General features: G+C 61.8%; 4 protein-coding genes. 1 reads left to right on the forward strand and 3 read right to left on the reverse strand.

Annotated elements, in window-relative coordinates; all coding sequences use genetic code 11:
• Window positions 1–196: 196 nt before the first annotated feature.
• Window positions 197–1,201, reverse strand: coding sequence for an endo-1,4-beta-xylanase (locus PA598K_RS31380; protein ID WP_128660713.1), 1,005 nt, complete (start codon window positions 1,199–1,201; stop codon window positions 197–199).
• Window positions 1,202–1,224: 23 nt separating this feature from the next.
• Entirely contained in the window at window positions 1,225–2,202 is a 978-nt protein-coding gene (locus tag PA598K_RS31385; RefSeq protein ID WP_128660714.1) for a glycoside hydrolase family 43 protein, read from the reverse strand.
• Between the two features lie 445 nt (window positions 2,203–2,647).
• Here PA598K_RS31385 and PA598K_RS31390 point away from each other — a divergent pair, with 445 nt between their 5' ends.
• A complete protein-coding gene (locus tag PA598K_RS31390) occupies window positions 2,648–3,394 on the forward strand; it encodes a helix-turn-helix transcriptional regulator (protein ID WP_185602336.1) in 747 nt (248 codons plus the stop codon).
• 162 nt (window positions 3,395–3,556) lie between these two features.
• Here PA598K_RS31390 and PA598K_RS31395 read toward each other — a convergent pair.
• A partial coding sequence (locus PA598K_RS31395) for an endo-1,4-beta-xylanase (RefSeq protein ID WP_148092016.1) occupies window positions 3,557–4,640 on the reverse strand: 1,084 nt, incomplete at its 5' end.

A 4,640-nucleotide genomic window follows, 5' to 3' on the forward strand; every position in this document is an offset into this window, starting at 1 on the left:
CGATAGGCTACTCACGACAAGGAAGCCGGGACACGTGTCTGACACGCATCCCGGCTCCCTGCCGTTCTTTTGATTCCCCTACGATCACCTACGCTCGCCAACGACGCGCCTACCCTCGTTCACGAACGCCTAAGGCCGCATGCTCCGGCCGATTCCGTACCGCAACCGCCTCGGCTGCCTCCGCCTATCTTCTCCGCTAGCCTTGGACAACCTTCCAGAACGACGGCTTCGGCTGATGCGCCGCGTCGAACAGGAACGGCCAGTTTTTGCGACTGCGGACCGGGAAGTAGTCGAGCCAGGTGTAGTCGTCTGCCGCGCCCCAGAAGGTAACGGAGGTGATGTACTCGCTGTACTCGCGGAACAGGCCGAAGAACTCGCCGTACCGCTCCGCCTGACGTTCCATCATTTCGGCGGAGGGCTCCTTCAGGTCGGTCCGCTTGTCGTCATGCGCGAACACCGATACATCGAGCTCGGTGATATGCAACTTCAGGCCGAGGCTGGCATACCGCTCGATCGCCCGCCGGATATCGTCCGTGTCGGGGTGGAAGAGGCTCCAGTGCGCCTGCAGACCGACGCCATGGATCGGCACGTCGCGATCGAGCAGCGACTTGACGAGCGTGTAGATTTTCTCGCGCTTCTCCGGCACCGATTCGTTGTAGTCGTTGTAGAAGAGCAGCGCGCCCGGGTCGGCCGCATGGGCGTACTCGAAGGCGCGAGCGATGAAGTCCTCGCCGGCGATCGACAGCCACGGCGATTCCCGCAGCACCTCGGGACCGCTGTCGGCGACTGCCTCATTGACGACATCCCAGGCGTAGATCTCGCCCTTGTAGCGGCCGACCACCGTATCGATATGGCTCTTCATCCGCGCCAGCAGCCCTTCGCGATCGATCGTGCCGCCCGAGCCGTCCTCGAACACCCACGCTGGCGTCTGGTTGTGCCAGACGAGCGTATGTCCGCGTACGCCGATGCCATACTCCTTGGCAAAGTCCATCATCCGATCCGCATGCTCGAACGTATAGCGGCCTTCCTCCGGCTGCAGCCGCTCGAACTTCATCTCGTTCTCGGCAGTGACGCTGTTGAAGTGCTCGCGCAGCAAGTCGCGCTGATCGACAAGGGTTCGCGGATTGACCGCAGCGCCCACCAGAAATTGACCTTGGAATACATTCTTCAGCTTCGCAAGCTCTTGTACAGATTGACTCATGCGATTCGCCTCCCTGGATTCGTTTAGTCCGGCTGTACGAGACGGATCGTGCCGTCCTCGTTGTATTGCAGCTCGCTGTACTTGACGCAGCGCTTGTGGTTGACGCCGTCGGAGAGCGAGCTGTCATGATAGAACAGATACCACTTGTCGCGGAACTGGACGATCGAGTGATGCGTCGTCCAGCCGATCACCGGCTCGAGGATCGTCCCGCGGAACGTGTATGGACCTTGCGGCGCCTGGCTCGTAGCGTAGACCAGCTTGTGTGTCGTGCCTGTCGAGTAGGACAGATAATAGAGGCCGTTGTACTTATGTACCCAGGCGCCCTCGAAAAAGCGACGGTCCTCGTCGCCGGACAGCAGCGGCTGCCCCTGCTCGTCCAGGATCGCGATCTCCTGCGCGCCGCCGTCGATCGTCAGCATGTCCTCGCTCAGCCGAGCGACGCGGGGTCCAAGCGCTGGCGCGTCCACCGCCGGCTCCTTGCCTTCAGGATCGAAGACGTCGCCCTGCCACTTCTCCAGCTGACCGCCCCATAGCCCGCCAAAGTACATATAGCCTTGGCCGTCATCGTCGACCAGCACGGCCGGATCGATGCTGAAGCTGCCTTCCATATAGTTAGGCTCCGGCTGGAACGGACCTGCCGGCGATGCGCCCGTGGCGACGCCGATGCGGAAGTTCCCCTCCAGATCACGCGCCGGGAAGTAGAAGTAGTAGGTGCCGTTCTTGAAGGCGGCGTCCGGCGCCCACATCTGCTTGGACGCCCACGGAACGTCCCGTACATGAAGCGCTTCGCCGTGGTCGACGACCGGAGAGTCGAAGTCCTCCAGCGACAGGACATGGTAGTCCTCCATTTTGTACTGGTCGCCGTTGTCGTTGGACGGCTCGTCATGGTCGAGGTCGTGGGACGGGTAGATGTACAGCTTACCCTCGAATACGTGGGCCGACGGATCGGCCGTATAGATATGCGTTACGATCGGACGGTGCTGCTTCAATTGGGGGCTCATATCAGTCTCTCCTTTATCGTCGTTATGCTTTTCTCGAGGTGACGGACGCGATCGCGGGCAGGACGCCCGGATGGTCCTAGGGCGTGTTTGCACACCCGCTCAGGGGCATCTTAGGCTACCCTCCGAGTATGTAAACACGTCCAGGGGTGGCATTCACCCCTCATTGTAACGCTTACACCCTGCCCCAACAACCTGTCAAAGCTTAGATTATGCAGCAAAAACTATAGATATCTGGGGGCAGCAGGCCCGCCTCGCGCATCAGGTAAAGGATGGCGAGTAATCTAAAGATTAGGATATTGTCCCGAAGGCGGGTAACGACGATAATGAAAGCGTAACCAGGTAAAGCGGCGCTGTCGTTATCGGCAAGAACGCGCTGAGCTTTGTCGAATGATCGACACGCCGAGCCTGGGTAGGCATGCGAATTCGCCAAGGAGGGGGAAACAAGATGTACCATGTGCTGCTGGTCGATCCCAGCATCTACTCCCGGGAGAAAACGCGCTTGATCCTCGAGCGGCATCCGGCCGGCTGGTCGATCCAGGGCTACGCCGACGGTTATGAGGAGGCGGCGGCGATGCTGACGGCCGATACTGAGCAGTCGCCTTATACGCTGATCATGATTCAGATGAATGGAGATCCGGCCGAGCAGCGGCAGCTCTATGAGCAGGTGAGGCACACCTCTGCGCTGCCTGTCATCCTGATGGGCGGCTACGCCGACTGGCTCCATGAGATACAAGTACCGCAAGGCCCGATCTACGCCATCCTGCCCGAGCCGGCCAGCGCCAAGGCGCTGTGCGTCGCGCTCGATGACGCGCAGCAACTCCTCCGGCAGCAGCCCGGCCTGGCCCATTGCGCCCTCGGGGCGGCATCGCCGGATATCGAGCAGGTCAAGAGCTACGTAGAGCAGGAGATGCACCGGAACATTACGCTCAAGAAGATCTCGCGCCTGCTGCACTTGAACTGCGCGTATCTCGGTCAAAAGTTCAAGCTGCATGAGAATATTACGTTCCACGAATACCTGATGCGGCGGCGCATGGAGAAGGCCAAGACGCTGCTCTCGCAGACCAGCATGAAGGTGTACGAGGTGGCCCGCGAGGTCGGCTACAGCGAGACCGACTGGTTCTACAAAAAATTCAAGGCGTACACCGGCGTCAGCGCCAACGCCTATCGCAAACAAACGTCCATCACCGCCTAGGGTGATGGACGTTTGCTGTGCGGCGCGAGCGCCACTTGGTCCGATGCTTCCAGGCGAGCGGGGCTGCTCCCGCCACGTCCGGCCGAGTAGCGCCACTTGGCCCGTTGCTCCTAGACGAGCGGCACTGCTCGGTCTGCTGCCTGCCGCTCGCTCCGCTACTTCTTACTCGCCCGCAGCCTCGAGGATCGACCAGTAGGCCGGCTTCGCCTGCAGTTGCCGGTCGAACGGCATCGGCGCGTCGGTGCGCTCCACGGGGAAGCCGTTGAGCCACGTATGATTGTCGGCGATGCCCCAGAAGACGACGCCGCTCAGCAGCTCCTCATGCTCGCGCAGCGCCCGGAACAGCTCGCCGTAGCGACGCGCCTGCGCCTCCAGACGATCGTCCGGGATCGGCAAGCCGAGGTCGCTGCGATCCTGGTACTCGTAGATGCTCATATCCAGCTCGGTGATCTCGTTGTCCAGCCCGAGCTCGGCGAACTTGCGCATCGACTCAAGGATCGAGTCGACGGACGGCCAACGATAGTTGATATGCGTCTGGTGGCCGACGCCGTCGATCGGCACGCCGTCCGCGAGCAGCGTCTTCACCAGCTCGACCATCCGGTCCCGCTTGATCGGCTCGTTGGTGTTGTAGTCGTTGATATAGAGCCGGATATCCAGCCCGCCCGCCTCGCGCGCAGCGCGGAAGGCAGTGGCGATGTAGTCGGTGCCCGTCACCTGATACCACGGGCTGGCCCGCATCCCGTTCGGGTCGGCCGGCTCGATCACCTCATTGACCACATCCCACGAGACGATATCGTCCTTGTACCGCTCGACGATGGTGCGGACATGCGTCTCCAGACGCTCGAGGACGAGCTTTTTGTTGGCCTGACGCTTGGCCTCGTCCGTCTCCTCGACCATCGACTTGCCTTCCTCGTCGAGGAAAAACCAGTCCGGCGATTGATTGTGCCAGACGAGCGTGTGGAAGCGCAGCGCCATCCCGTTGTCGCGGGCGAAGGCGACGATCCGGTCGGCCGGCTCGAAGCGGAATTGCCCTTCGACCGGCTGCAGCGAGGCGGGCTTCATCGCATTCTCCGCAACCAGGTAGTTGACATGCCGCTTCAGCAGTTCTGCTGTAGGCCCCTGCGTCTGGAAGGGCTCGATCGCAGCGCCGATCGGGAAGCTCCTCTCGTACGCCTCGGCCAGCGAGCGCAGCTCCGCCTGCACCTGCGGCTCGGCCGGCTCCTCGGCTGCGGGCTCCGGCTCGGTC

The organism is Paenibacillus sp. 598K, assembly GCF_003851045.1.
In the GTDB taxonomy this organism is placed as follows: Bacteria; Bacillota; Bacilli; order Paenibacillales; family Paenibacillaceae; genus Paenibacillus_D.

Excerpts from the sequence above, each read along its gene's own strand:
- PA598K_RS31380 (WP_128660713.1), bottom strand. The coding sequence starts at position 1,201 with ATGAGTCAATCTGTACAAGAGCTTGCGAAGCTGAAGAATGTATTCCAA.
- PA598K_RS31385 (WP_128660714.1), bottom strand. The coding sequence starts at position 2,202 with ATGAGCCCCCAATTGAAGCAGCACCGTCCGATCGTAACGCATATCTAT.
- PA598K_RS31390 (WP_185602336.1), top strand. The coding sequence starts at position 2,648 with ATGTACCATGTGCTGCTGGTCGATCCCAGCATCTACTCCCGGGAGAAA.